The 401-nt window shown below is 68.0% G+C and carries 1 protein-coding gene; it reads right to left on the bottom strand.

What is annotated here, in order from left to right; translation table 11 throughout:
• The coding region (locus AC1DDS_RS25800; protein WP_477481448.1) for a cadherin-like domain-containing protein at positions 1 to 401 on the bottom strand (401 nt) is incomplete at both ends.

The following is a 401-nucleotide window of genomic DNA, read 5'->3' as shown; positions in this document are numbered from 1 at the left end:
TCGGCCACGATCGCCGAGATCGACAGCTCGTCGCCGTCCACATCGCTGAGCCCCGACAGCAGGTCCGCCGTGCTGACCGCGAAATCGGTGTCCTCGACGCCGCCTTCCAGCTCCACGTCCGGCGTTCCCGTCGGGTCGTCGTTGTCGGCGGCAAACTCGATCGTCTGCGTCACCTCATGCTCGCCGCCGTTGCCGTCGCTGACGGTGTAGCTCAGCGTCACCGTGCCGTTGAAGTTCGCCGCCGGCGTCACCGTGTAGCCGTTGCCRGCTACGTTGAGGGTGACCGTCGCGCCGTTGTCGGCCACGATCGCCGAGATCGACAGCTCGTCGCCGTCCACATCGCTGAGCCCCGACAGCAGGTCCGCCGTGCTGACCGCGAAATCGGTGTCCTCGACGCCGCC

The sequence above is a fragment of the Mycoplana sp. 10N416 genome, from assembly GCF_056394765.1.
The sequence above is the reverse complement of the archived record's forward strand: the minus strand, read 5'-3'. Positions and strand labels throughout refer to the sequence as shown.